The following is a 23,901-nucleotide window of genomic DNA, read 5'->3' on the forward strand; positions in this document are numbered from 1 at the left end:
GCCATGCGGAGGGCGGCCCATGGCGTTGAAAGGAACGATTTCTGGAATAGAGCCGTCTTACGGCTGCATCTGCACGGATATTTCCAGGCCTTGCGGCGATGCTAGATGGACAGGAACTCACGCGACAGGGTCGTGATCGGCTCGAAGCCGTCCGGTGTGACCATGACGGTTTCCTCCACCATCATCCCATCGCAACCAAGTATGTAGTAAGGCGTTTCAAGACAGAGGCACATGCCTGCCATCAGCACAGTATCGTCGTGAGCCGCGACCGTTGGAGAGTCGTAGGACCGCAAGCCGATGCCATGGCCGCAATGCTGCCGCCGATAAGAAGGAATGCCGTTTGTTCGAACGGTTCCGACCGCAATCTCGAAGAGATCGCGCGCCACAACGCCCTCCTTCAGTTGATCCAGCATTGCTTCGAGACCACGTAAAAGGGCGCCGTAAATGTCACTTTGCCGCTGACCCGGGCTACCGAATACCAGCGTGCGGCCGATATCCGACCAGTAACCGTTATGGGTACAGCCTGCGTCGATGCGGATCGTCTCTTCCTGCGCAATTGTTCTGCCGGTTGGGTAAGCGTCCGCCAGCGCCGATCGGGGTCCCGAAGTGACAGAGACGAACCTCGGCACTCCGCCCCCGGCGACAATGCTTTCCGCAATCATCGCCGCGAGATCCAACTCGGTCATCCCGGCACGGGCAGTCTGCATAATCTTTGCAAACCCGGCTTCCACGCACTCTGCCGCTTGTCGCAGTCGGGCGACCTCTCCAGGCAATTTTACCGCCCGACAGGCCTGCAACTGCTGAGTTACATCCAGAATCCGGCTCTCGCCGAATATCTCAGTGCAGAGACGCCAAAGCAGATCGTCGTCTGACCGGTCGATCCCAATTCGTCCCTGCCCCTTGTGGGTCGCCAGTGCTGCGGTGAAAGCCACTTCGAATAGTGCAGGCGCCGGCTGGGTCAGGGCGTCCAGGGTGCTTTCTTCGCGATCGAAATAAAACTCTCCATAACGGTGGATCAGCTCAGCCCGGCCAAGCGCCTCGAACGCGGGGGCGGCATCGGCTGCGCTTGTCACCAACGCCGCTGTCCCGCGCGTTGCAAGAACGGCGGAACGGTAGGCCGGCGCCAGATCATGGGCGATGCTTACATAGCCTGAGAGATAGGCCTTGTTGAGCGGATCGCAGGATACGACAAGCTCCGCATCCGCCGGAAGTGCCGCGAAGACTTTGTCCCGCACCGCCTGCGCAAGCGACAGCATGCTCTCTACCTCGTCCATTCCATCCACTTCAATACATCGTTATTCGGAGAGGCCGTCGAAACTACCGATAACAATAGGTCCAAGCCGCCTGTCCTCATCCTCCGCCAATGTGACATTGCGTGACAAGTCCATATGGGTGGGTGATCAACCTAGCGGATGCGCGAAGGCTGGTTTTTGACGCGTCGGATCGGCACGGACGACTCAATGGAAGCAACGCCTGGGACCTTGGTCAGACGTCCAGTCAGAAATTTCTCGAAATCGTCCAGATCCGCCACCGACAACCGCAGCAGATAATCGAAGCTTCCGGTCATGAGCCAGCATTCGACTATCTCGGGGCACAGGAGGACTTCGTTTTCGAAATCGACCAGTCTTCGGTCGATCTGCTGGTCCAGTTTGACCGAAACGAAGACGCTGAATCCGAACCCCATTTTCGTTTCGTCGATCCGCGCTTCGTAAGCCGTCACGAAGCCGTCCGTTTCCAGTTTGCGGATCCTGCGCGCGCAAGGAGAAGGCGATAGCCCTACCTTCTCACTCAACTCCTGATGAGATTGACGCGCATCAATCTGAAGTTCTCGGAGAATTTGATAGTCGATTTGATCAAGAGCCATCCCAATCGCACCTATTTTCAGCGTATTTTGAAGATTTCGTGGCTGATACCATCCAAATTCCTCCAAATCACCCGTGATTTTACGCGGTATCCGCACCGCGTTCGCGCTAATCTGTGCGATAGGAGGATTGCATGACCCACCATCCCGAACTCAAGCTCATCGAGCAGCGATTGCTTTGGCTGTCGCATTGGATGATCCATCACGCGAACCACATCCGCCCCAAGGTGGACAGCATCAAAGTCGGCGGCCATCAAGCCAGCTCGGCATCCATGGTGTCGATCATGACCGCGCTCTACTTCCACGCGCTCCGCCCTGAAGACCGTGTGGCGGTAAAGCCGCATGCATCGCCGGTTTTTCACGCGATGCAATATCTGATGGGCAACCAGACGCTGGATAAGATGAAGGCGTTCCGCGGTTATGGCGGCGTCCAGAGCTATCCCTCGCGCACCAAGGACATTGACGATGTGGATTTCTCCACCGGCTCTGTCGGCCTCGGCGTCGCCATCACCTCCTTCGCATCGCTGGTTCAGGACTATGTGTCGGCCAAGAATTGGGGCGACGGTCTGAAGCTGGGACGAATGGTCGCGCTCGTCGGTGATGCCGAACTGGATGAGGGCAATATCTACGAAACCCTGCAGGAAGGCTGGAAGAACGATCTGCGCAATTGCTGGTGGATAGTGGATTATAACCGCCAATCGCTGGACGGCATCGTGCGCGAAGGGTTGTTTGAGCGGGTAGAGAAAATTTTCGACGCCTTCGGCTGGAACGTCGTTCGGATCAAGTATGGCGCCCTGCAGCGGGCGGCCTTTGACGAAGCCGGTGGCGCACGCCTGCGAGATTGGATCGATTCCTGTCCCAACGCTGAGTATTCGGCCCTCACCTATCAGGGAGGCGCGGTCTGGAGAAAACGTCTGCTGGACGACCTGGGAGACCAAGGCGATGTGAACCAGCTGATCGACCGGCGTAGCGACAGCGAACTGGCGGCGCTGATGGAAAACCTTGGCGGTAATTGTGTCGACACGCTGGCTGAGACCTTCGCTGGTGTTCAAGACGACCGCCCAACCTGCTTCCTGGCCTACACGGTCAAAGGTTGGGGCACCCCCATCGCCGGCCACAAGGATAATCACGGTGGGCTTATGACCAAGTCCCAGATGGCCGAATGGCAGGCGCATATGCGGGTGCCGGAGGGTCAGGAATGGGAGCTTTTCGCAACGGTCGAGGACGTGCCCGGCCTGAAGGCCTTTCTGAACGACGTTCCCTTTTTCTCCCACGGGAAACGCCGGTTTGACGACGCAAAGATATCCGCGCCCACTATCGACATCACGACCGAGCGAGAAACTTCGACCCAGACGGCTTTTGGAAAGATTCTCGACGATCTGGCAAAGGGCGGCACCGATTTTGCCGCTCGCCTGATGACGACATCACCCGATGTGACCGGCACGACCTCACTTGGCCCGTGGGTAAACCGGCGCAAGCTGTTTGCCCGCAAGGAACAACCCGACGTTTTTCGTGAGAACCGGATTCCCTCCACTGCCAAATGGGACTTCACTCCTGAGGGTCAGCACCTGGAACTCGGCATCGCCGAGATGAACCTGTTTCTTCTGCTCGGGGCCGCCGGTCTGTCGCATCAGCTCTTTGGACGGCGGATCATCCCCATTGGCACGGTTTACGATCCGTTTATCCACCGTGGGCTCGATGCGCTGAACTACGCCTGTTACCAGAATGCACGGTTTATGATCGTCGGCACCCCCTCGGGCGTCACCCTCGCGCCTGAGGGGGGCGCCCACCAGTCCATCGGCACGCCGCTTACCGGCATTGCTATTGACGGGCTGGCCAGCTTCGAACCCGCTTTTGCCGACGAACTGGCCGTTATCATGCAATGGGCCTTCGACTACATGCAGCGCGATGGCAGCGGCGATCCGGACGAACAGACTTGGCTGCGCGACGAAACCGGCGGTTCCGTCTATCTTCGCCTGTCTACAAAAGCGCTGGAACAGCCCGGCAAGCGAGTAGATGACCAGTTTCGCACCGGCGCCATCAACGGGGCATACTGGTTACGTAAGCCGGGTCCAAACGCCTCCGTCGTGATTGCCTATCAGGGTGCCATCGCGGACGAAGCAATCGCTGCCGCGGGGATGGCGGGAGAGCATCGGCGTGATATCGGCGTGCTGGCAGTCACCTCCGCGGACCGTCTTAACGCGGGCTGGACCGCCGCTCAGCGGGCCCGTGCACGTGGTCAGTCCGACGCACTCAGCCATGTTGAACAATTGCTCGGCGATCTGCCCAGCCACTGCCAGTTGATTACCGTGATCGACGGCCACCCCGCCACGCTCGCCTGGCTCGGGTCAGTCGCCGGGCATCAGACGATCTCCCATGGGGTGGAGCATTTCGGACAGACCGGGACAATCGGCGATGTGTACCGCCATTTCGGCATCGACCGCCACTCAATCGTGCAATCGGTCAGCGAATTGACGGCAGGGCGGAAGATCGGTGTTTCAATCTACGCCTAGACATCTTGTTTGAATCCCGCCAGGATGTCCCAGAAACTCGGCGGAATGGTGCAAGCGCGGTGTTTGGCAGTCCAGACGCGCGCGCGAGTTCCAAACCCTTCCTCGTCATCCGTGCGAGATTTTTTCAGGACCAAACTGCATCTCTCCGTTCCCAACGGACCAGTTTTCTTTAGGCGTGGGATAGACATTGATGAACACGTCCTCCGAACGAATGCCGGGATTTTTGGAGAGTAGCTCGACGACCCGCCGGAAAAATTCGGCCTTATGCTCGATGGTTCGCGTGTCGAACAATGTGATGGCGATATAGAGGAGATCGCCTGTTCGCTGGACGCCAAAGGCGTGCCCGAACCGGAAGTTCTCCGGCTCATGCTCGGTTATCGTCATGAACTCGTCTCCCTCCGGCACCTGAAGCGTGTCCTGAAGGGCCTGAGACAGGCCGTCGAGGATCGACTGGCGGTAGGCTGGCGATTTCCCGGACTGCATTGAGACTTGGACGAATGGCATGATCGATACTCCGCGCGATTAGAGTCTTCACGGATAGCCAAATGCCAAGTATTTTAAAACATCATGGAATAGATATCAGAAATTTCAGATTGAAATGAAAGACACGGTCTTGAGCCTCGATGCCGTCCGCGCTTTTGTGAACATCGTGGATCTGGGCAGCTTTACCCGAGCGGCTGAAAACCTCGATACGACGCAATCTGCTATGAGCCTGAAGCTCAAGCGGCTGGAAGAAGCGCTTGGCTGTGGTCTCGTCGCCCGCACGCCCCGATCCGTCCAACTCACCGCGCAAGGGGCTGCGTTTCTGGACCGGGCGCGCGAACTCCTTGAAGCGCATGACAGGGCTATCGCGGTCGTCTCACAGCAGAGGCGACGTATGACGATCGGGATCAGCGACCATGTGGCCGGTCCAGAGTTGCCCACGCTGATTTCGCGTATGAATACGCAGGACCCAGCCTTGCTGATTGAAATCCGGATCGGGACGTCCGGTGAACTGCTGCAGAGTTTCGATCGGCGGGAGCTCGACACAGTGATCGTTCGGTTTCATGTGGGCAGAAGCGATGGCAAAACGATAGCCGAGGAGAAATTCGGCTGGTATGCGGCCGATGGTTGGCATCGTCGTCCCGGCGAGCCGCTTCCTCTCGTGACAATGCCCGAGCCATGCGGCGTGCGGTCGATGGCATGTCGTCTTCTTGACGAGGCTGGTATTGCATGGACGGATGCCTTTGTCGGCGGCGGTGTTACGACGGTCGCCGCTGCCGTCATGGCCAGGGTCGGCATTGCGGCTATCGCGAAACGCATGCTGCCTGCCGGCGCCGTCGATCTTGGCCCGCGACTGAAGCTGCCTGACCTGCCTCGTCTCCCAATCGTGGTCCACACCCGAGAAAAGGATGACAGGGCACGCAGAGCGCTCGATATTCTCTCCCATGTCTTCAGGGACACGACAAAGCGGTAATGGCTCCAGCCTACTCGGCGAAGATTGCAAAGCCGCCGCCTGACAATGGCGGCGGATGATAAGCCGCTTGTCGTTTGAAAATAAAATTTCATTGAATGCGCGCTCCACCCACGCACACCTTGCGATCAGATCTGGTTGACTCGCCGTGGCGGAAAGACCCGGCCATCGAACAGTTTGCGCGCGGTGCGCAGCGTACCGGCGACGACGACCGCTCCGTTCTCATCGCGCTCGATAAGCACTTCGGCCGCGCCCGTCGGGTGCTCTATCCAAAAACCGGTATCGGCGGGCAGTGTTGCCAGATCGCCAGCGGGCGTATTTTTCAGTGTGCAGGCGGTGGCGACCGAAACGGCAGCGAACACTCCTATGGTCGCGTGGCAGCGATGGGGGATGAAGCTTCGGGTGCTGATGGTCCCGCCATATTGCGGCCTGGAAACCAGGGTCATTTTCGGCACGGTTTTTTCCGATATATCGCCGAGGTTCATCATTGGTCCGGCCGTGAGCCGGATCGCCTCGAGCCGCGCTTTCAGATCGGAATTGCTTTCCAGCGCTTCGCGGGTTTCCCTGCCCGTCACGCCGAGATCGCTCGCGCGCATCACGACAATCGGCATACCGTTATCGATCAGGGTGGCTTCGACGCCATCGATCGTGTCGACCGCATTGCCTGTCGGCAGCAAAGCGCCGCACATCGATCCCGCAATATTGGTGAACATTAGCGGTATCGCCGCATGATGGCCGGGCACGCCGTCGATGGTCGCGTCGCCGGCATACGAGACGCGGCCGCCCGGCGTCTGAACCACGGCCTTGGCGACCTCGCCGGTATTCAGCATGTGGATACGGACCGGCGTCTCGTCGCCAGCGACCGAAACAAGGCCGCGTTCGATGGCGGCCGGGCCGACCCCGGCGAGAATGTTGCCGCAGCCCTGCGCATCGGAGACGCGGGCCTGATCGACGAAGACCTGCAGGAAGAGATAGTCGACATCGGCGTCATCGCGTGTCGACGGCGAAAGAATCGCCACCTTCGAGGTCAGCGGGTCCGCGCCGCCGATACCGTCGATCTGCCGGGGGTCCGGTGAGCCCATAATGCGCAGCAGAAGATCGTTGCGGGCGCTTTCCTGCTTCGGCATGTCCTCCTTGAGGAAATAGGCTCCCTTGGACGTTCCGCCGCGCATCCAGAGACAGGCGATCCCGTCCTCTTCGTAATCCGGGTCCGGCCCGTCAGACATATTTGAGGCCTTTTTCGGCAAGCCGCTCGCGCATGCCGTATATGTCGAGGCCAAGCTCGCCGGAGGCGAGGCGCTGGCGCTTGGCCTCCTCATTGGCCACCCGTTCTTCGGCTTTGGTCAGAACGGCGGCCGCCCGGTTACGCTTGACGACGCATACCCCATCATCGTCGGCGACAATCACGTCGCCCGGTTCGATAAGGGCTCCGGCGCAAACGACGGGAACGTTTACCGAGCCGAGCGTTTCCTTGACGGTTCCCTGCGCACAAACGGCTTTCGACCAGACGGGAAAACCCATTTCCTGAAGGTCCTTCGTATCGCGGACCCCGCCGTCGATAATCAAACCCCTGCAGCCGCGCGCCATCGCTGAGGTCGCAAGCAAATCGCCGAAATAGCCATCATCGCAGGGGCTGGTCGGCGAGAGCACGAGCACATCGCCTTCCTGGAGCTGTTCTATCGCGACATGGAGCATCCAATTGTCGCCCGGCGGTGAGGAGATGGTGACGGCGGAACCGGCAATCAGCGCGCCGGCATAGATCGGACGCATGTGGCTGGAGAGTAAGCCGATACGGCCTTGGGCCTCGTGAACCGTGGCAACGCCGGCCTTGCCGAGACCGTCGATAATCGCGGATTCGGCGCGCTCGATGTTCTGGACGACATAGCCGGGGGTGTTCGGAGCCAGGCTCCGTGGATCGAAAGGCATCGAATTATTCCTCGCCTTTGACAGGTGGCGTGCCATGGGTGTGGAAGCTTTCGATCGTTTTCAGCCCCCAGGCCTGCCCCTTTTTCCGCTCAGCTTCCGTCCAGACGATGGGCTGCCAGTCGGGCGCAAGGATAAGCCGCGCGCCGGCATTGGCGATCTCGACGCGATTGCCTGCCGGCTCCCAAACGTAAAGAAAAAAGGTGCCCTGGATCGCATGCTTGTGCGGGCCGGTCTCGATGTGGACGCCGTTCTGCAGGAAGATGTCGGCCGCGCGAAGGATATCCTCGCGCTGGTCGGCGGCGTAGGTCACATGGTGCAGCCGCGCCCTGCCCTTTCCATGTTCTTCTGTACAGGCCAGATCGTAGGTCTTGTTGTTGACGGTGAACCAGTACCCGCCGATCCGACTATTGTCGAGCTGGATCATTTCCGTCACGCGCGCGCCGAGACATGTCTCCATGAAGCGCCGAAACTCGCTGACGTCCTCGGCAAGGAGGTTGAGATGGTCGAGCCGGCGCGGCGGCGCGCCGGTATAGGCCGATGCGGTGTTCTTGAGCACGGCCTTGTCCGCCGCTTCGTGCGGTTCGTACCAGACCGTGTCGTAATAGATCTCGAAGACATGGCCGAAGGGATCTTCAAAGCGGAAGGCGCGGCCATGGCTATCATCGCCATCGATCCAGCCATGCACTTTGAAGTCGGATGCCTCGATGGCCGCCACACGGCGCTCCAGCGCCTCGGGGGAGCTGGCGCGATACGCCACATGGCCAATGCCGGTCGTCTCGGCGCGGGTGAGTTTCAGGCTGGCATATTCGTAGTCGTCCCAAGCCCGCAGATAGGCCGAGTTTTCATCCCGACCGGACAGCTTGAGTCCGTAGATGCGGGTGAAGAAGTCGAGGCTTTCTTCGAATTTGTCGGTCAGCATTTCGACATGGGCGAGATGGGCAATGTCGAAGCAGGGTTCTGCCAGCGCGTTCATTAGATCCTCCATCCTTTCCGTTTTAATGGAGCGTGCGGCCTAGAGTTCATCGACCGTTCGCGGAAAGATCGACTGGAACCCTTCGGCATACCGGCAGTCGCGTCCGCCGGACTGACCACCCGAATTGCGCTTGAAATGGTTGGCGCGCTGCTGGGCGACCCGGGTGTAGTACTCCCAGAGGTGCTCCTGTCCCCGCATGCACTCAATCGCCGCGCGTTTCTTTTCCCATACCGGGGTGATGTCGAGAAACGTATCGGGCTTCCAGCCCATCTGCTCGGTCTGGTGTGGCTCGAACAGATACATCTGCGGCGCGCCGAGCACCTTCTCGCCGGGATTGTGACCCCATGCCTGCGCGATCATGCGGCATTCGAGCGCTGCCTGTGTCGTGTTCATGTGATCGGTGTTGTAGGGATCGTATTGCGAGTGGGTCAGCATGAAGGTCGGCTGGACCTTTCTGATCACGTCAACAATCTTCATCTTGTTGTCGCGGGAGAAATCGAGCGGGTAATCGCCGAGATCCAGACAGACGAGATCGGCGACGCCGAGCGCTTGGGCGGCGTCCTCTGCTTCGCGCCGACGCACATCCTTCACGGTCTGAAGCGTCATCCCTTCCTGCTTCCAGAGCTTGGCGCTCTCACCGCGCTCGCCAAAGGACAGGCATAGAACGGTGATGCCGATGCCCTTATCGGCGTGGAGGGCGATGGCGCCTCCGCAGCGCCAGACGAAATCCGCCGCATGGGCTGAAATGACCAGAGCAGTCTTGCCGGTGGGCATGGCGGTCTCCTTATCGATGGGGTGCAGACATTTCATGGAGAGGCACACCGCGACAATTTTAAACCGCGGTTCGTACTATAAGATTGAGCTATAATAACTGCTCATAGCTGGGTGTTTCGTGCGACAGTCGCGCAAGGCAGGCGAAAGCAGGAGACCGCGTCATGGAGAGTCGAATCGCGATTATCGGCTTCGGCGAAGCCGGTCAAACGATCAGTGACGGCTGGCCAGTCGAACGCGGTACCATCAAGGCATATGACATCAAAACCGACGCTGACGAAACGCGTGGCGCCATCAAGGCACGCTATCGGGATGCCGGCGTCGCGGGGTGCTCTACGCGGGCTGAAGCGCTGTCGAGCGCGAGCGCGGTGTTCTGTCTCGTCACTGCCGATCAGGCTGTTACTGCTGCGCAGGAAGCGGCGCCGCATCTGGCCGCCGGTGCGATCTGGTTCGATGGCAATAGCTGCAGTCCGACGGCGAAACAGGAGGCGGCGACAGCAATCGAGGCGAGTGGCGGCCGCTATGTCGACATGGCGATCATGGCGCCGGTCCATCCGAAGGGGCACCGCGTCCCGATCCTTCTTTCGGGCCCGCATGCCAGAGACGGGCTCGCCGTACTGAAGGCGCTCGATATGAACGCTTCCATCGCAGGAACCGAGGTCGGCCAGGCTTCGGCCATAAAGATGCTCCGTTCTGTGATGATCAAGGGTTTCGAGGCGTTGACCGCCGAGTGCATCCTTGCCGCGCGCCGCGCGGGCGTCGAAACCCAGGTTCTGGATTCTCTGCAGGCCTCCGATCCTGGCTTCGACTGGCGCAGTCGCTCCAATTACAATCTCGAGCGGATGATGGCGCACGGTACAAGGCGGGCGGCAGAAATGGATGAGGTTGAAAAGACCGTGGCCGCACTCGGACTGCCACCGCGCATGAGCGGCGCAATCGCCGCCTGGCAGCGGCAGATCGGCGGCCTTGGTCTCGCCGTTGAGGACGACGATCTGGTGCGGCGCTCCGATGCCCTTCTGAAACGGCTATGATCACGCGCAATCTGCGTCACCTCCGGTTGTTTCTGGCGGTCGCCGGTACCGGCAAGCTGACGCTCGCCTCCAAGGTCGCGCATGTTTCGCAGCCGGCGGTGACCCAGGCGATCAGCAAGCTCGAACGCGAATGCGGCGGTGCGCTTTTCGACCGCACACGGCAGGGCTTTTTCGTCACACCGCGGGGCGAGGCACTGGTCGGTCGGCTGCGACGGGCCTTCGACTTTCTCGACCCCGCGCTCGCCGACGTATCGCCCCGGCTCAAACTGACGGCGACGATGGCGCAGTTGCAGGCGCTTAATGCGGTCGTCGAAACCGAAAACGTGACACTGGCGGCGCGTCGGCTTCGGCTGGCCCAACCCACTGTTCACCGCGCGATCACCCTTCTGGAACGCGAGGCCGGACGCAAACTGTTCGAGCGCATGTCTTTCGGAATGCTGCCGTCACGCCAGACGGCCGCACTTTCGCGCGCCATTGTTCTCGCGTTTCACGAATTCGACCAGGCGGAAGCCGATCTGGCGGAATTCGAGGGCATGGAGGTCGGGCGCATCGTGGTCGGTGCGCTGCCGCTCGCCCGGTCAGCGCTGCTGCCACAGTCGCTGGTGGCTTTCCGATCCACACGACCTCGGCAGAACGTCCTGGTTGTCGATGGTCTATACGGCGAACTTCTCACCGGCCTTCGACGCGGAGATATTGACGTCATCGTCGGTGCTCTGCGCCAACCCGCGCCCATCGGCGACATTGTTCAGGAGCCGCTGTTCGACGACCATCTGGCGATCATTGCCGGCAAGCATCATCCGCTGGTCGGAAAGACTGGCCTATCGCGCGAAACATTGGCCGCCTACCCCTGGGTCGTGCCGCGCAAGGGGACGCCGGCGCGCGGGCAGTTCGACGAGTTCTTCGATGGCATGAACCTGCCGCATGGTATCATCGAGGCTGGTTCGATCCTCCTGATGCGCGAGATCATCGGAGCCAGCGACCATCTGGGATGTATCTCCGGACAGCAGGCCGTGGCCGAGATCTCGCGCGATCTGATCGTCGAGATCGATGTCGGCGAAAGCTGGCCCGGCCGTCCTATTGGCCTGACTTATCGAAAGAACTGGGTGCCGACAAAAGCGCAATCGATCCTTCTGGACCTGATCCGGGAGCAGGCGAACACTCAGTCGCTATAGCGTCAATTTATATCGCTTCCTGAGTTTGAATTGGGCATCGCCGGAGATCACCAGCTATCAAGCGGTCATACAGCGAGGATGCATGGCGTCCGGACGCCGCAAAGGAGGAAACATGACCAGCGGACTGGCGCGCTTGTCCCGACGCCTCGATCAGGCAACCATCCTGCTGACGGTCATCGGCGGGATCTGCCTTCTTGGCCTTGTCGTGGTTGTCACCGCAGGCGTCGTCTCGCGCTATGTCTTCAACGAGCCGCTGCTCGGCATCAACGAGATCGTCCAGCTGACCGCGGTCGCTTTGGTCATGTCGGCTCTGCCCTACTGCAGTGCGCGCGGCGAGCATGTGGCGGTAGACGTGTTCGATCCCATGTTGGGGCCGTGGGGCCGGATGTTCGGCGACATCCTTTCACGCGCCATCGCCATCGTGATCCTCGCCATTCTGACCCATCGCGCGGTGTTGAAAGCGCTGGACGCGCTGCAATGGGGCGATGCAACGAATATGCTGCGCATGCCGCTCTGGCCGTATTACGCCATTCTTTCGGTCGGCACGGCACTCTGCGTTCTCGTCTTCACGATCCAGCTTCTGGTCATCGTCGCGCAAGGTCCGCAGCGATGACGCCGATCACGGCCGGCATTGTCGGGATCGTCTGCCTTTTCGTTCTGCTGATCCTGCGCACACCCGTTGCCTTCGCCATGCTGGCGACCGGCTTTTTCGGCTATTGGGCGCTGGAGGGTCTGCGAAGCGCCGGCGGCGTGCTTCTGACCGAAAGCTATTCGGCTGTCGCCAGCTACAATCTCATCATCGTGCCGATGTTCGTTCTGCTCGGCAATATTTCCGCGGTCGCCGGTTTCAGTCGTGGTCTCTACGACGCCGCATTCGCCTGGGTCGGGCGCTTCAAGGGCGGTCTCGCTTCGGCATCCGTTCTGGGATGTGCGGTCTTCGCCGCCGTCTCCGGCTCGTCGGTCGCCACAGCGGTAACGCTAGGCCGCGTCGCCTTGCCGGAAATGCGCCGTCTCGGCTACGCGCCGAGCCTTTCGACAGGGGCTATCGCCGCTGGCGGCACGCTCGGCTTCCTCATTCCACCCTCGACGGGTTTCGTGCTCTACGCCATCCTCACCGAGGAATCGATCGGCCGGCTGTTCATCGCCGGTATTTTGCCGGGCCTTCTGCTGACCGCACTCTTCATGATCGCCATATGGACCGTCGCGACGCTCGATCCGAAGGCCGGTCCACGCGGCGAGCCTGTTCCGATCCGCCAGCGTTTTCGTGTTCTCGGCCAGGCGGGGCCGCTATTGGCCATCATCTTCATCTCGATTGGCGGCATTTACGCCGGCGTGTTCACGCCGGTCGAAGCGTCCGGCATAGGCGCCGCTTTGGTGATCCTGCTCGCGGTAGCGCGCCGGCGGCTGACATGGGCAGGCTTTAGAGGCGGTGCTGAATACTCTCGGCACCTCGGCGATGCTTTACATGATCGTGATTGGCGCCAACGTCCTTAACCCATTCTTCGCGATCACCCGCATTCCTGAAGCGTTGGGAGACGGTCTCGGCGCGCTTGGGCTCGGAGCATACGGCACGCTCTCCGTCATACTCCTCGCCTATGTCGTCCTCGGCATGTTCATGGACGGGCTGTCGATGCTGGTCGTCACCATCCCGATCGTCTTTCCGGTGATCCTCTCTCTCGGTTTCGACCCCATCTGGTTCGGAGTCGTCGCCGTTATCGTCATCGAAATGGGGACGATCACGCCGCCGGTCGGCCTGAACGTATTCGTCGTACGAGGCGTCGCAGGCGATGTTCCCCTCACGACCGTTTTTCGCGGCGTCATGCCGTTCCTCATCGCGATGATCGTCGGCCTGCTGCTGATCATCGCCATACCGGGGATCGCTCTCGTTCTGCCGAATTCGATGTTCGGCTGAAGAAGCGTTCTCCGATCCATGGGCACGTTGTCCCGAAAGATTGAAATCAACCGGAGGTAAAACACATGTTCAAACAATCTTTGACAGCCGCCATTCTCGCGGTGCTGGCGGCAACCCCGCTCGCGTCGGCCGAAGAGCTGAAGCTCGCCGATTTTCAGCCGCCGAGCCACTTTGTCGTCGGTGCGGTCTATGAGCCGTTCAAGAAAGCGGTCGAGGACGCGACCGGCGGCGATGTGACCGTCACCTTCTATATGGGCGGAGAGCTTGGGCCGGGTCCGGCGGAACAATACAACAGAACGGTGGAAGGCGTGACCGACATCGCGTTCGGCTTGCCGGGTTACACTGCCGCGAATTTTCCGAAGACACTGCTCACGGAACTGCCGGGTGTGATCTCTCCCGATACCGGAACCGACAGGATCATCGCCAATGTCGACAAACTGTCCGACGAATACCGGCGGGTCGCTTTGCTGGGGCTTTGGAACAACGCGCCGAACCTGCTTCTGTCCGCCTCAAAACCGATCCGCGCCCTTGAGGATCTGAACGGCATGAAGATCCGCGTGCCCTCGCGCAATGCCGGTCTGGTGGTCGAAGCCTGGGGCGCCACTCCGGTTTCCATGCCGGCCCCGGAAATCTACAACGCTATGCAGACCGGCGTCATTGACGGCGCCATGATCGATGCGACGACGCTGAAAGCGTTCAAGCTGGCCGAAGTGACCAAATATGTGACGCAGGGCATGAAGACGACGATTTCCGCCTTCTTCCTGATTATGAATCGCGACTCTCTTTCCGATCTGAGCGACGAACAACAGCAGGCCGTGATGGATGCCGGGCAGGAGGCCGCCCGCAACGGTCATGACGCCTGGGCGTCGGTCGCGGAGAAAACGCTCGCGGAATTTGGTGAAACGGATGGCAAGGAAGTCATCACCCTTTCCGACGAAGAGGCGAAGAAGTTCGACGATGCCTCGGCTCCGGTGGTCGAGCGGGTCGTCAAGGAAGCCGACGATGCCGGATTGGAAGCCTCTGCCTTTGTCGAGGCGCTTCTCAGCGAATAACCGTTTCATTTTACGGATGGAAGAAGACCCGGCCACGGAAAGGTGGCCGGGTCTTTGCTTTGAATCTCAACTCTGACGGGACCCGCCGGTCGCCGGTGCTACGTCCCGGTCGCCATCGCCCGAACGGCCGGTTCGCCTTCATCGCCATGCGCCGGCAGTAGAATGCCGGCAAAGAAAGCGGACAATTCATCGCGCGCATCCAGTGGCAGCACGTGGGCAACGTGCTGGTCGGGCCGGACGAGAACGAGGCAACCTTGTTGCCGGTCGACGTTCCTGAGATCGAAGATATCCTTGCCGGACCGCTGATCCGAGCAGAAGATTTTTTCATAGTCGATCAGGCCGAGCGGCCCCTTTTTCGGCTTGAGGAACAATGGCATTGCCGCCAGATCGAGATTCCGCGTTGCCTGCTGGAAGACGGCGCGGACGTCGATCACCGCGTCGATGTCTTCGCCTGGCCGGGTGTGACGGCGGATTGGCGATTGCGGGTCTGAGCCGAGGTAATCGCAGAGTTCGCCGATTGCCGACGCTTCGGAAGTGAGATCGGCTGCCGGGGCGAACGCATAAAGCTTCCAACGCGCGTCGGTGCCTACCGTCTCGCCGAGTTGCATCGGTTTGGCATCTGCCAGACGCACCACCGGCGCGGAATGGAACCGCTCACCGATGGAAAACCCTGCGGCCAGCGATTGCCACGTCTTCTTGCCCGTGAGGCGGGAAGGCTCATAGATGACCGACAAGCCCGCCGTGGTGCGGCCGTGCTCGATGAAATAACGTTGGAACCGAGGCGTCTCCTGCGCGCCGGCAGGCTCGGCATCCGCCCGCTCGCTGATGATGCGGGACCATTCCCGGTCGAAATCGATAAGCGCCTGCGCGACGCCTTGCCGCTCTTCGGAATATGTTTTCAGAAGACTTTCATCCGACCGGCCTGTCAGCACCGAAACCACCTTCCACGCCAGATTGAAGGCGTCACCCATTGACACATTCATGCCCTGCCCGGCTTTCGGACTATGGGTGTGACAGGCATCGCCGGCGATGAAAATGCGCGGAGACCCTGAACTGCTGTCATCCGTATCGTCGAACTTGTCGGTCAGGCGCTGGCCGATTTCATAAACCGACCACCACGCCACTTCCTTGACGGAGAAATTGTAAGGTCTGAACGTGCGTTGAACGGCGTTTATCAACCGGTCGACAGTCACCTCGTCCCTTGCAAGTCTTTCGCCGGCCTTGAGCGAACCGAGTTCGACGTAGAAGCGCAGGAGATATCCGCCTTCGCGCGGAATGATGATGATGTTTCCGCCGCCTGACGCCTGGATCAAGGTCTTGCAGCGTATGTCCGGAAAATCCGTCACCGCCAGAACGTCCATCACCCCCCAGACCTGATTGGCGGAATCTCCCTTCAGTTCGAGACCCATCGCATGGCGGACCTGGCTGCGCGCGCCGTCGCAGCCGACAACATATTTGGCCCGGATCGTGATGGTCTCTTCCCGGGCGGAGGCCAGCGCGTCGTTCTTTGCTCCGACCGGCTGTTCGTCCGCATGCTTCAGCGTCACAGTGGCCGGATAGTCTTGATCTGCGGAGTCAACGGTCACGTCGACGAGTTCGAGGCCGTAGTCCGGCATGAGCCGGGACGCCGATTTCTCCATGACCGTCAGGTACATGTCGTGCACCCGCGCCTGATTGAGGATCATGTGAGGCATTTCAGAGATGCCCTCCTCCACATCGTCCACCCGACCGGTGCGGACGATGTGATCGGGCTTTTCGGCATCGGCCTTCCAGAAAACCGTCTCGTTCACCTGATAGCCCTGCCGCTTGACGGTATCGGCGAAGCCAAAAGCGTTGAACATTTCCATGGAACGGCAGGAAATACCGTCGGCCTGGCCTTTCTCCATCGGTCCGGCGCGGCGCTCGACAATGCGGGTCGATATTTCGGGAAAACCGGCGAGATAAGCCGCCAGTGTCAGTCCGGCCGGGCCGCATCCCACAACTAGAACATCGACGCATTCGGGCAGCTCCGCAGGGTGAGGCCGGCCGGGTGCGGGGGCCGACAGTTCCGGATCGCCGGGCCGAAAGCCGTGATCGTGATACTGCATAATGCTACTCCTCCAGAGCGATATAATATGTGTACTTACTATAACGGCAAAGTGCTGGCGGATGCAAGATGATGTGTGTACGTATCGTTTTGCGGTTCGGTTTCGGAGGTTTGGGTGACGAGGGGAAAATCAGTTAGGGCGAGCGAGCGGCTGCCGGGGCATCTTATTCGCCGGCTGCACCAAATCTCCACGCTCGTCTTCCATCGTCACGTGCAGCAGATGGGATACGATATTACGCCGGTACAGTTCGCGGCGCTGGACGCACTCGGTCACAATCCGAAGATCGACCAGAAGAGTCTGGCGCAACTCGTCGCGAAGGATCGCGCGACGCTGGGTACCGTTGTCGAGCGGCTCGAACAGAAGGGCCTGGTCACACGGCATATCAGTCCGACGGACAAACGAGCCCGTGTTCTTGCTTTGACAAGCGATGGCGAGTGTGTTCTCGATGAGCTTCTACCTGCGATCATCGCGCTTCAGACTGAAATCCTTCCGGGCCTGACCGAAGAAGAATACCGACAGTTCATCGCGCTCGCCGGCAAGGCCATCGCCGCCGCTCCCGCCGATGAGCACTGAGGCGTTTTGATTTCAAAGATCAGCGGGACAGGGAGAGCCCTGCCCCGGCAACCTCGGCGCGTACGATGTCGACGAAACCGATCAGATCGTCGTCGGGCAGATCGACGGCCAGCCCGGTGATCGTGAGGGCGCCCAGAAACTGGCCATCGCTTTCGAAAAGCGGCATGGCGACCGAAGCGAAGTGGCGGTTACGTTCACCGCGAGAGATATAATATCCACGGCCTCGCGTTTCGTCATGGCGTTCACCGGCCTCGCCGCTATAGGCCATCAGAAGCTGCGCCGCCGCGCCGCCTTCCGACAGCGATACGCTTCCCCCGACCTCGATGAAATAGCGAAAATCCTGATAGGCATGGTCGCGGGCAAGGCATATCCGCTCCTCGCCCGAGCGGACGAAGAACGCCGTTGTCTGCCCGACCCTTTCGGAAATGCGTGCGATCGGCGCCTCGATCCGGGTGATGGTGTTCGATGTTGCCCGGTAAATCGACGCAAGGCGCAAATTGGAGGGACCGGGGCTGTAGCTGCCATCGGCGTTCTTCACCAGATAGCCCCAGTCCACCAGCACCTTCAGGAGCCTCAGCGCCGTCGCCTTGTCCAGACCGGACAGACTGGCAAGCTCCTTCAGGGGCAGCTTCTTTCGTTCCATGGAAAACTGGGACAGCAGCCACAGTCCACGATCCAGAACGCCCGCAGGAGGCCGCTTCGAACTCGTCATAACGTCCCTCCCCCGCTTTCGCTGTTGACAGATATCAAACTTACTGTTTCAATCATTGATACATATTTCATTGAATGAAATTTAGAGGAGGAGAACAGACGTGGCGAAAGAATATTACGGCGGGGACGACGCCAAGCATCGCATGGAGATGGCCAAGCTCGCGCCAGACGATTTCAAAGCGTGGATGACGCTGAATTCGATACCGGGCCAGGATCATGGTCAGATTCCGATCAAGGTGCGCGAGATGATTGCGGTGGCTGTCGCCCATGCGACGGGCTGTCCTTACTGCATCGAAAGCCATGTGACAAAGGCCAAGACCGCGGGCGTCAGCAAGGCCGAGGTAGCCGAAGCGGTCTTGCTTTCGGCAGCCCTTTGCGCAGGCGCCGCCGCTGCTCATGGCGGACTGGCGATGAAATTTTACGGCGACGAGTAAGACGCGGGCGGCTGTTTCTTCTTCAGTGAAGAGCGACAGTCGCGATGGGAGGAGTTGCGGATGACCGTTTCCGTATTCGACATGCAGACGATGCAGCATCTTTGGTCCACCCCGGAGATGCGCGCGGTATTCAGTGAAGACAACCGGCTGCAGAAATGGCTGGATTTCGAAGCTGCGCTTGCCGCCACGCAGGGCGAGCTTGGAATTATCGAAAAAAATGTCGCCGACGAGATCGTTGCGGCCTGCCGGATCAGCGACATCGATCTTGTGGCCGTCGCCGAAGAGACCCGCCGGATCAAACATACGCTGGTGCCGCTTCTTAAGCAGATGCACGGCAAGCTCAGTGAAGCGGGATCGGAGAACATCCACTACGGCGCGACGACGCAGGACGTTGTCGACACCGGTCTTATTCTTCAGCTGAGGGAGGCTCACGAACTGGTCAAGCGCGATATGGCGGTGATCGGTCGGGAACTGCTTCGTCTTTCGCAGGAACATCGCGATACGGTGATGGTCGGGCGCACCCATTCTGTGCAGGCCCTGCCGATCACCTTCGGCCACAAATGCGCCATCTGGCTCGACGAATTGTCGCGCCACGCCGAACGCCTGAAGCAGGCCGAGCCGAGACTGTTCGTCGTCATGCTGGTCGGCGCTGTCGGCAGTCAGGCCAGTTACGGCGAGCGCGCTGCCGAAATCGAGGCGAAGGTCGCCGAGCGGCTCGGCCTTGGCGCAACCGATATTTCATGGGCGCCGGCGCGCGACAGGATCGCCGAATATACCGGCCTCATGGCTATGATCGCTGCCACCTTGTCGAAGATCGGCAACGAATTGGCCAATATGCAGCGCAACGAATTCGCCGAGGTCGAGGAAGGCTTTACCGAAGGCAAGCTCGGCTCGTCGACCATGCCCCACAAGCGTAACCCGACCTCAGCCGAGAATGTCGCCATGCTTGGCCGTTCGATCCGCTATTCGGCTTCGATGATGCTGGAAGCCATGGTTGCGGAACATGAGCGGGACGGCGTCGCCTGGAAATCGGAATGGAAGGCTGTTCCCGAAACGATGCTCGTTTCCGGCGCCATCCTCTTCCAGGCGGGAGCGCTTTTGAAGGGGCTGCGCGTCGATGCCAAGAATATGCGGCGCAACGTCAATATGATGGGCGGCTACCTGCTTTCGGAAAAGGTGATGCTCGAACTCGGCGAGAAAGTCGGCAAGAACACCGCGCATGAGTGGCTTTACGAGGCATCAATGGCCGGGATCGAACAGGGCCTGGATTTTGCCGATGCGCTTCGCGCCCACCCGCACATTTCAAATACGTTCGATGACGAACAGGTTGCCGAACTGACGACCCCGGATGCCTATCTCGGAGCCATCGGGGAGAGTGTCGACCGCGTCGTCGCCCGCGAAAAGGATTCTGACTGGCTCGCCGTCTAGAAAACGGCAGCGCGCCGGGCGACTGGAGGGCCGCCCGGTTTGAAAGGCTTCGCAGGGCCGGCCTTATGCGCCCCGCACCAGATCCATGGGAGGAGATCGATTATGATGAAATTTTCCAGTTACGCCCTTGCGGCTGCTGTCTCGGCCTTGGCCGCGACATCGGCGCTGGCATTCCCGGACAAGCCGATAGAGCTGGTGGTGCCATTCAGCCCCGGCGGCGGTTCCGATGTCTCGGCGCGCGTATTCGCACAATGCCTCGAAGGTCAGATCGACCAGAAGGTGCTGATCAAGAACATCGAAGGCGCGCGCGGAAAGATCGGCGAAGTGGAAGTTCGCGATGCCCGCCCGGACGGCTACAAACTGCTTTGGGCGCATCAGGGCATGGATATGGGTCTGGCAACAGGCCGTTCGGATTACAATTATACCGCCTTCAAACCCGTCGCATCCACCGTCGCGATGAACTACGGCATCTTCGCCGGAGCCAATAGCGGCATCGACGGCGTCGAATCGCTGAAGTCGAAAGTCTCGGAAAACCCCGGCAGCTACACCATCGGCACGGCGTTGAACGGCTTTTCGCACTTTGCCGCCCTCGATTTCCTCGAGCAGGCGGGCGTCAGCGTCGATGATGTGCGCACCATCCCGATGTCAGGCGACAAGAACCGTATCGTCGCTGCTATTCAGGGCAATCTGACACTCGTTCCAACGGCTGTCGGTGCGGCGGCGCCCTATGTCGACTCCGGCGATATGAAGCCGGTCGCGGTGCTTTCGGCCGATCGCGATCCGCGGCTTGGCGATGCGCAGACCGGCCAGGAGCAGGGCGCGGACAGCCAGTTCGCCATGTATTTCACGACCTATGCGCCGAAGGACACGCCGCAGGAGGCGATCGATACGCTGGCGGACGCCTGGATCGCCGCGGCCGAAGACCCGGCCTGTCAGGAAAAGCTCGGCAAGCAGTCGATGACGGTGGTTCCCGCCAAGGGCACCGAACTCGATGACGTTCTGGCCAAGCGCTATGCGCGTATCGAGGAACTCGCCGACAAGTTCAATCTCACATCCGAGGGCAACTGAACCCGACCGGGTTCGGCTACCCTGGCCCGGCCGCTTCCGATTGGCGGCCGGGCTCCCCTTCAAGCCTTGAAAGGACGGATTTACCTTGCGCACCATCGATCTGATATTTTCAGGCGTGTATCTGACCGTGCTGCTGATCGCGTTTACGCAGATCGGTGACTTGCGCGAGATCAGTGCGGCCAGTTTCACCTCCGCCAAACTCTTTCCGCAACTCGTACTCGGCCTGGGCCTGGTCATGGGCGTCATCGAAACGCTGCGGACGCTGTTTCTGCCGTCGCCGGCAGATGAAGGCATAGGGTTCCGCCAGACGCTGGCGATGACGTTCCGTCCGCGGCGGATGCTGCTGCTCGCGCTCTTCGTAATCTATCTCGCCGCTATCAAGCCGCTCGGCTTTCTGATTGCGACGGGCATTTTCTGCTTTGCCACCATCGCTTTGCTGACGCCTCGCGTGACGCCCGTCTCACTCGTCATAGCGGCCCTGGTCTCGGTCTGCACGCTGGCGCTGATCTATCAACTGCTTGTGGTTTACCTGCAAGCCTTCCTGCCCTGAGGACCGGTTCATGTACGATCTCATGCTTCAGGGCGCGGCCCATGTCTTTCAGCCCTGGACCCTTTTTGCGATTTTCTGTGGCGTCACCGGCGGCCTCGTTATCGGCTCCATACCGGGTCTGACATCCACCATGGCCATCGCGCTGATGGTGCCGCTGACCTACGCAATGGAAATCGAATTCGCCATTCCGCTGCTGATGGGCGTCTATTGCGGCGCGATTTCCGGCGGGCTCGTCGGCGCCATCCTTCTGAATATTCCCGGCACGCCCGCCTCCGCAGGCACGTGTCTCGACGGCTATCCCATGGCCGCTAAAGGGCAGGCGACCCGAGCGCTCGGTCTTGCCGTTTATTCCTCGATGATTGGCGGCGTCTTATCGGGTCTGGCGTTGGTGCTCATCGCGCCGACGCTCGCCAAGGTGGCGCTGTCTTTCGGGCCGTGGGAGTACTTCGCTCTCGTCGTCTTCACCTTCACCTGCATCTCGGCCATGTCGTCGAAGGGACGAGCGGTGAAGGCGTTCATGGCGGCTTTCATCGGTCTGGCGCTCGCGCTTGTCGGCCTCGACGAAGCGTCGGGACAAACGCGCCTGACCTTCGGCTTCACGGCATTCGAATCCGGCTTTTACGAATTGCCGGCCCTGATCGGCCTTTACGCCATTCCGCAATTACTGGCCGATACCGATGACATCGGCCGCTCGGCCACCATGATCAAAATCAATTACAAGCTGCGCGAATTCATGGGCACGTTCCGCGAGGTGATGAGCCGCAAGCGCGATCTCGGCCGCTCGACCTTTCTCGGAATCGTCATCGGCATTCTGCCCGGAGTCGGGCCGGGGCTATCGAATATCGTCGCCTACTCGCAGGCAAAGCGCGCCAGCAGTCAGCCCGAAAAGTTCGGCACCGGCGAATTGCCGGAATCGGTCATGTCGCCGGAAGCGGCCAACAACGCATCGATGGGCGGGGCGCTCATCCCGATGCTGACGCTCGGCATTCCCGGCGATGCATCGACCCTGATGATGCTGGGCGCCTTCATGTTGCATGGCATCGACCCCGGCCCGCTACTCTTCCGCGACCACGGCGATATCGTCTGGGTGGTTTTCATCGCCTTCTTCGTCGCGTTCGCCTTCTGCACACTCGTCTATCACTTCTTCATTCCGCTTACCGTCAAGGCGATCTCCGTGCCGCGCCAGTACGTCATCCCCGTACTGCTCATCCTGTGTACGGTCGGCTGCTACGCGCTGAACAATCGCATGTTCGATGTGTACTGTTTCCTTGGCTTCGGGCTGCTCGGTTACTTCCTGCATATTGCACGAGTGCCGGTCCTTCCTGTCATTCTCGGCCTCATCCTTGGTCCGATGGCCGAGGAACAGCTTAGCCTTGCCCTGGCCTTCGGTCAGGGCTCGGTCCTGCCCTTCGTCACCCGCCCGATCTCGGGCACCATTCTCCTCATTTCGATCCTGTCGCTTGTCCTGCCGCCTATCCTCGGCCGCCGGCGTAGGCGCAAAGCGGTCGAGCCTGCCTGAAGGATATGCCATGAATCCCCTGATCGAGGTCGACACCCTCGCCGCGATGCTCGATGATCCCGACACGATGGTGCTGGATGCGAGCTGGTACATGCCCGCCGACGAACGCGATCCCGACGCCGACTTTGCCGACCGGCATATACCCGGCGCTCAACGTTTCGATTTCGATGGCGATGTTCGGGACGAGGTGAGCCCGCTGCCTCATATGCTGCCTCCGGCGGATCAGTTCGAGACCGCAGCGCGGCAACTCGGTATCTCGCAGCGGAGCAAAATCGTCATCTATGACGGAGCTGGCATTTTCGCGGCGCCCCGCGCATGGTGGATGTTCAAGGCGATGGGTCATGACGCGGTCGCCGTGCTGAATGGCGGCTTGCCCGCCTGGGAACAAGCGGGCCGACCGCTCCAGAGCGGTCCGGCGGAACCAAGGCTGTCTGGCGATTTCTCGGCGCGCCCGGATACCAGCCGTTTGCGCTCCTCTTCAGAGGTGAAATCAGCGCTGGAAGCCGGATCGGAAACCGTCGTCGACGCCCGGGGTGCGCCAAGATTTGCAGGAGAAGCGCCCGAGCCGCGTCCGGGCCTGCGATCCGGTCATATGCCTGGCGCTTTCAACCTGCCATTCGACCGGTTGATCGCCGATGGCCGCTATCGCTCGCCCGACGAAATGCGGGACATCTGGACGAAGACCGGCGCGATGAATGGCAAGCCGCTCGTGGCAAGCTGCGGCTCTGGCGTGACCGCCGCCGTCCTCGCACTTGGCGCCGAAGCCGCAGGGCTGGGCACGGTCGCGGTCTATGACGGGTCGTGGGCGGAGTGGGGACAGGAGAGCCGTCCGGACCTTCCCGTGGAGACCGGAGCATCATGACGTCG

General features: G+C 60.5%; 24 protein-coding genes and 1 pseudogene. 15 read left to right on the plus strand and 10 right to left on the minus strand.

Annotated features, from left to right (window positions below):
- Positions 1 to 101 precede the first annotated feature (101 nt).
- The 3 genes and pseudogenes from NIM86_RS14060 to NIM86_RS17280 form a co-directional block, all read right to left on the minus strand.
- Complete coding sequence (locus tag NIM86_RS14060; protein ID WP_253383062.1) at positions 102 to 1,274, minus strand: Xaa-Pro peptidase family protein; 1,173 nt, start codon at positions 1,272 to 1,274, stop codon at positions 102 to 104.
- Positions 1,275 to 1,405: 131 nt separating this feature from the next.
- Complete coding sequence (locus NIM86_RS14065; RefSeq protein ID WP_371872912.1) at positions 1,406 to 1,720, minus strand: Lrp/AsnC family transcriptional regulator; 315 nt, start codon at positions 1,718 to 1,720, stop codon at positions 1,406 to 1,408.
- Positions 1,721 to 1,726: 6 nt separating this feature from the next.
- Positions 1,727 to 1,864: pseudogene (locus tag NIM86_RS17280) on the minus strand (Lrp/AsnC family transcriptional regulator); the annotation flags it as partial.
- 131 nt (positions 1,865 to 1,995) lie between these two features.
- Between NIM86_RS17280 and NIM86_RS14070 the strand changes: the two are divergent.
- Positions 1,996 to 4,374, plus strand: a complete 2,379-nt coding sequence (locus NIM86_RS14070) for a transketolase (RefSeq protein ID WP_253383065.1) — start codon at positions 1,996 to 1,998, stop codon at positions 4,372 to 4,374.
- Between the two features lie 105 nt (positions 4,375 to 4,479).
- On the opposite strand, the gene NIM86_RS14075 is transcribed toward NIM86_RS14070, so the two are convergent.
- Positions 4,480 to 4,878: a tautomerase family protein gene (locus tag NIM86_RS14075; protein WP_253383066.1), complete on the minus strand. Its 399-nt coding sequence runs from the start codon at positions 4,876 to 4,878 to the stop codon at positions 4,480 to 4,482.
- Between the two features lie 94 nt (positions 4,879 to 4,972).
- Between NIM86_RS14075 and NIM86_RS14080 the strand changes: the two genes are divergently transcribed.
- Positions 4,973 to 5,830, plus strand: coding sequence for a LysR family transcriptional regulator (locus NIM86_RS14080; RefSeq protein WP_253383067.1), 858 nt, complete (start codon positions 4,973 to 4,975; stop codon positions 5,828 to 5,830).
- 125 nt (positions 5,831 to 5,955) lie between these two features.
- Here NIM86_RS14080 and NIM86_RS14085 read toward each other — a convergent pair whose 3' ends face one another.
- From NIM86_RS14085 to NIM86_RS14100, 4 genes are read right to left on the minus strand one after another with little or no spacing between them, the layout of a single operon-like run.
- Entirely contained in the window at positions 5,956 to 7,053 is a 1,098-nt protein-coding gene (locus NIM86_RS14085) for a 4-oxalomesaconate tautomerase (RefSeq protein WP_253383068.1), read from the minus strand.
- Positions 7,046 to 7,753 (minus strand): 4-carboxy-4-hydroxy-2-oxoadipate aldolase/oxaloacetate decarboxylase, encoded by a 708-nt coding sequence (locus NIM86_RS14090; protein ID WP_253383069.1) that lies wholly within the window; start codon positions 7,751 to 7,753, stop codon positions 7,046 to 7,048. Before NIM86_RS14090 ends, NIM86_RS14085 begins: the two co-directional genes overlap by 8 nt.
- 4 nt (positions 7,754 to 7,757) lie before the next feature.
- Positions 7,758 to 8,726: a VOC family protein gene (locus tag NIM86_RS14095; RefSeq protein WP_253383070.1), complete on the minus strand. Its 969-nt coding sequence runs from the start codon at positions 8,724 to 8,726 to the stop codon at positions 7,758 to 7,760.
- Between the two features lie 39 nt (positions 8,727 to 8,765).
- Positions 8,766 to 9,500, minus strand: coding sequence for a PIG-L deacetylase family protein (locus NIM86_RS14100; RefSeq protein ID WP_253383071.1), 735 nt, complete (start codon positions 9,498 to 9,500; stop codon positions 8,766 to 8,768).
- A 161-nt stretch (positions 9,501 to 9,661) separates the two neighbouring features.
- On the opposite strand from NIM86_RS14100, the gene NIM86_RS14105 reads away from it, so the two are divergent.
- The 6 genes from NIM86_RS14105 to NIM86_RS14130 all read left to right on the plus strand — a co-directional run bounded on the left by NIM86_RS14105 (position 9,662) and on the right by NIM86_RS14130 (position 14,664).
- Positions 9,662 to 10,528, plus strand: a complete 867-nt coding sequence (locus NIM86_RS14105; protein WP_253383074.1) for an NAD(P)-dependent oxidoreductase — start codon at positions 9,662 to 9,664, stop codon at positions 10,526 to 10,528.
- Positions 10,525 to 11,700: a LysR family transcriptional regulator gene (locus NIM86_RS14110; RefSeq protein WP_253383075.1), complete on the plus strand. Its 1,176-nt coding sequence runs from the start codon at positions 10,525 to 10,527 to the stop codon at positions 11,698 to 11,700. The genes NIM86_RS14105 and NIM86_RS14110 overlap by 4 nt, the downstream gene beginning before the upstream one ends.
- 112 nt (positions 11,701 to 11,812) lie before the next feature.
- Positions 11,813 to 12,313, plus strand: coding sequence for a TRAP transporter small permease (locus NIM86_RS14115; RefSeq protein ID WP_253383077.1), 501 nt, complete (start codon positions 11,813 to 11,815; stop codon positions 12,311 to 12,313).
- Complete coding sequence (locus tag NIM86_RS14120; RefSeq protein ID WP_253383079.1) at positions 12,310 to 13,194, plus strand: TRAP transporter large permease; 885 nt, start codon at positions 12,310 to 12,312, stop codon at positions 13,192 to 13,194. Before NIM86_RS14115 ends, NIM86_RS14120 begins: the two co-directional genes overlap by 4 nt.
- Complete coding sequence (locus tag NIM86_RS14125; protein ID WP_253383081.1) at positions 13,166 to 13,612, plus strand: TRAP transporter large permease subunit; 447 nt, start codon at positions 13,166 to 13,168, stop codon at positions 13,610 to 13,612. Before NIM86_RS14120 ends, NIM86_RS14125 begins: the two co-directional genes overlap by 29 nt.
- Positions 13,613 to 13,677: 65 nt before the next feature.
- Complete coding sequence (locus NIM86_RS14130; RefSeq protein WP_253383083.1) at positions 13,678 to 14,664, plus strand: TRAP transporter substrate-binding protein; 987 nt, start codon at positions 13,678 to 13,680, stop codon at positions 14,662 to 14,664.
- Positions 14,665 to 14,762: 98 nt separating this feature from the next.
- Here the strand turns inward: NIM86_RS14130 and NIM86_RS14135 are convergent, their stop codons facing one another.
- The gene (locus NIM86_RS14135; RefSeq protein WP_253383085.1) at positions 14,763 to 16,751 is read right to left on the minus strand and encodes an FAD-dependent monooxygenase; all 1,989 of its coding nucleotides are present in this window, start codon (positions 16,749 to 16,751) and stop codon (positions 14,763 to 14,765) included.
- 114 nt (positions 16,752 to 16,865) lie between these two features.
- Here NIM86_RS14135 and NIM86_RS14140 point away from each other — a divergent pair, with 114 nt between their 5' ends.
- Positions 16,866 to 17,324 (plus strand): MarR family transcriptional regulator, encoded by a 459-nt coding sequence (locus NIM86_RS14140; RefSeq protein ID WP_253383087.1) that lies wholly within the window; start codon positions 16,866 to 16,868, stop codon positions 17,322 to 17,324.
- Positions 17,325 to 17,343: 19 nt separating this feature from the next.
- Here NIM86_RS14140 and NIM86_RS14145 read toward each other — a convergent pair whose 3' ends face one another.
- Positions 17,344 to 18,036 carry an IclR family transcriptional regulator gene (locus NIM86_RS14145; protein WP_253383089.1) on the minus strand — a complete coding sequence of 231 codons (693 nt, stop codon included), beginning with the start codon at positions 18,034 to 18,036 and terminating at the stop codon, positions 17,344 to 17,346.
- Between the two features lie 100 nt (positions 18,037 to 18,136).
- Here NIM86_RS14145 and NIM86_RS14150 point away from each other — a divergent pair, with 100 nt between their 5' ends.
- The 6 genes from NIM86_RS14150 to sseA all read left to right on the plus strand — a co-directional run bounded on the left by NIM86_RS14150 (position 18,137) and on the right by sseA (position 23,896).
- Positions 18,137 to 18,469 (plus strand): carboxymuconolactone decarboxylase family protein, encoded by a 333-nt coding sequence (locus tag NIM86_RS14150; protein ID WP_253383091.1) that lies wholly within the window; start codon positions 18,137 to 18,139, stop codon positions 18,467 to 18,469.
- Positions 18,470 to 18,529: 60 nt separating this feature from the next.
- On the plus strand, positions 18,530 to 19,897 hold the full coding sequence (gene purB, locus NIM86_RS14155; protein WP_253383093.1) for an adenylosuccinate lyase: 1,368 nt from the start codon (positions 18,530 to 18,532) through the stop codon (positions 19,895 to 19,897).
- A 102-nt stretch (positions 19,898 to 19,999) separates the two neighbouring features.
- Positions 20,000 to 20,965, plus strand: coding sequence for a tripartite tricarboxylate transporter substrate binding protein (locus NIM86_RS14160; protein ID WP_253383095.1), 966 nt, complete (start codon positions 20,000 to 20,002; stop codon positions 20,963 to 20,965).
- A gap of 85 nt (positions 20,966 to 21,050) precedes the next feature.
- On the plus strand, positions 21,051 to 21,515 hold the full coding sequence (locus NIM86_RS14165) for a tripartite tricarboxylate transporter TctB family protein (protein ID WP_253383097.1): 465 nt from the start codon (positions 21,051 to 21,053) through the stop codon (positions 21,513 to 21,515).
- Positions 21,516 to 21,525: 10 nt separating this feature from the next.
- Complete coding sequence (locus NIM86_RS14170) at positions 21,526 to 23,034, plus strand: tripartite tricarboxylate transporter permease (RefSeq protein WP_253383099.1); 1,509 nt, start codon at positions 21,526 to 21,528, stop codon at positions 23,032 to 23,034.
- Between the two features lie 10 nt (positions 23,035 to 23,044).
- Entirely contained in the window at positions 23,045 to 23,896 is an 852-nt protein-coding gene (sseA, locus tag NIM86_RS14175) for a 3-mercaptopyruvate sulfurtransferase (protein WP_253383101.1), read from the plus strand.
- Positions 23,897 to 23,901 lie beyond the last annotated feature (5 nt).

The sequence above is a fragment of the Notoacmeibacter sp. MSK16QG-6 genome (assembly GCF_024158145.1).
Lineage (GTDB): Bacteria > Pseudomonadota > Alphaproteobacteria > Rhizobiales > Rhizobiaceae > Notoacmeibacter.

Excerpts from the sequence above, each read along its gene's own strand:
- NIM86_RS14095 (WP_253383070.1), bottom strand. The coding sequence starts at position 8,726 with ATGAACGCGCTGGCAGAACCCTGCTTCGACATTGCCCATCTCGCCCAT.
- NIM86_RS14115 (WP_253383077.1), top strand. The coding sequence starts at position 11,813 with ATGACCAGCGGACTGGCGCGCTTGTCCCGACGCCTCGATCAGGCAACC.
- NIM86_RS14080 (WP_253383067.1), top strand. The coding sequence starts at position 4,973 with ATGAAAGACACGGTCTTGAGCCTCGATGCCGTCCGCGCTTTTGTGAAC.
- sseA (WP_253383101.1), top strand. The coding sequence starts at position 23,045 with ATGAATCCCCTGATCGAGGTCGACACCCTCGCCGCGATGCTCGATGAT.
- NIM86_RS14100 (WP_253383071.1), bottom strand. The coding sequence starts at position 9,500 with ATGCCCACCGGCAAGACTGCTCTGGTCATTTCAGCCCATGCGGCGGAT.
- NIM86_RS14060 (WP_253383062.1), bottom strand. The coding sequence starts at position 1,274 with ATGGACGAGGTAGAGAGCATGCTGTCGCTTGCGCAGGCGGTGCGGGAC.
- purB (WP_253383093.1), top strand. The coding sequence starts at position 18,530 with ATGACCGTTTCCGTATTCGACATGCAGACGATGCAGCATCTTTGGTCC.
- NIM86_RS14135 (WP_253383085.1), bottom strand. The coding sequence starts at position 16,751 with ATGCAGTATCACGATCACGGCTTTCGGCCCGGCGATCCGGAACTGTCG.
- NIM86_RS14110 (WP_253383075.1), top strand. The coding sequence starts at position 10,525 with ATGATCACGCGCAATCTGCGTCACCTCCGGTTGTTTCTGGCGGTCGCC.
- NIM86_RS14145 (WP_253383089.1), bottom strand. The coding sequence starts at position 18,036 with ATGACGAGTTCGAAGCGGCCTCCTGCGGGCGTTCTGGATCGTGGACTG.
- NIM86_RS14105 (WP_253383074.1), top strand. The coding sequence starts at position 9,662 with ATGGAGAGTCGAATCGCGATTATCGGCTTCGGCGAAGCCGGTCAAACG.
- NIM86_RS14120 (WP_253383079.1), top strand. The coding sequence starts at position 12,310 with ATGACGCCGATCACGGCCGGCATTGTCGGGATCGTCTGCCTTTTCGTT.
- NIM86_RS14170 (WP_253383099.1), top strand. The coding sequence starts at position 21,526 with ATGTACGATCTCATGCTTCAGGGCGCGGCCCATGTCTTTCAGCCCTGG.
- NIM86_RS14070 (WP_253383065.1), top strand. The coding sequence starts at position 1,996 with ATGACCCACCATCCCGAACTCAAGCTCATCGAGCAGCGATTGCTTTGG.
- NIM86_RS14130 (WP_253383083.1), top strand. The coding sequence starts at position 13,678 with ATGTTCAAACAATCTTTGACAGCCGCCATTCTCGCGGTGCTGGCGGCA.
- NIM86_RS14075 (WP_253383066.1), bottom strand. The coding sequence starts at position 4,878 with ATGCCATTCGTCCAAGTCTCAATGCAGTCCGGGAAATCGCCAGCCTAC.
- NIM86_RS14125 (WP_253383081.1), top strand. The coding sequence starts at position 13,166 with ATGATCGTGATTGGCGCCAACGTCCTTAACCCATTCTTCGCGATCACC.
- NIM86_RS14160 (WP_253383095.1), top strand. The coding sequence starts at position 20,000 with ATGATGAAATTTTCCAGTTACGCCCTTGCGGCTGCTGTCTCGGCCTTG.
- NIM86_RS14085 (WP_253383068.1), bottom strand. The coding sequence starts at position 7,053 with ATGTCTGACGGGCCGGACCCGGATTACGAAGAGGACGGGATCGCCTGT.
- NIM86_RS14090 (WP_253383069.1), bottom strand. The coding sequence starts at position 7,753 with ATGCCTTTCGATCCACGGAGCCTGGCTCCGAACACCCCCGGCTATGTC.